This window comes from Bacillus haikouensis (genome assembly GCF_013179555.1).
Lineage (GTDB): Bacteria > Bacillota > Bacilli > Bacillales > Bacillaceae_B > Rossellomorea > Rossellomorea haikouensis_A.
In genome coordinates, this window is record NZ_JABMCR010000586.1 from 1 (window position 1) to 863 (window position 863).

1 protein-coding gene is annotated in these 863 nt (G+C 42.2%); it reads right to left on the reverse strand.

Annotated features, from left to right (window positions below; genetic code table 11):
* A partial coding sequence (glsA, locus tag HP456_RS24460) for a glutaminase A (RefSeq protein WP_172255864.1) occupies positions 1-840 on the reverse strand: 840 nt, incomplete at its 3' end.
* Between the last annotated feature and the right edge of the window lie 23 nt (positions 841-863).

Sequence of the window (863 nt, forward strand, 5' to 3'; positions counted from 1 at the left end):
TGCAGGGCCGAATATGCCAATTCCGCATCTGCCGGGTACACTGCCCATTATCCCGCCGGAAACTCCACTTTTTGCCGGGATCCCCACCTTTATAGCAAATTCGCCCGAGTTATTGTACATGCCGCATGTAACCATAAACGTCTTGCATATTCTTGCGACATCCCGTGAAATGAGCTGCTTACCACTTTCTGCATCCCATCCGTCATTAGCGAAGACCGCCCCTATTTTCGCCAAATCAACACAGTTCATTTCCACTGCGCATTGTTTCGTATATAAAACCAATAAATCTTCTACATTCCCAGTAATGACACCATGCTGTTTCATAAAGTAGCATAATGAACGGTTTAAATTGGCAGTCTGAAGTTCTGAATATGCAACATCTTCATTATATGTAACATTTTCGCCGGTCAAATGAGAGATAAATTCAATCAACCTCTCCCACTTATCCATGCCTGTGTTCCCTTTTATCATATTTGTTACTGCTAAAGCACCAGCATTGATCATAGGGTTAAGCGGCTTGGAAGGCTTATGTGTCTCAAGTTTGGCAATGGAGTTAAACGGGTCTCCTGTCGGTTCCATCCCAACCTTTGAAAACACTTCCTCTTCTCCATTGTCCATTAATACCAAAGCGAGCGCAATGACTTTCGAGATACTTTGAAGTGTGAATTTTTTAAGATGATCTCCTGCATAAAAAGACTCATTATCGATGGAATAGATACAAATGGCCAAATCGTCGGGATTTTGGTCACTTAGTGCAGGAATATAATTTGCCACTTTACCATATGAGGCAAATGGCCTGGCGATTTCAACTAATTCTTCCAATAGGGTATGACTCGACATTTGCTTTTCACTCCTTTACTCAC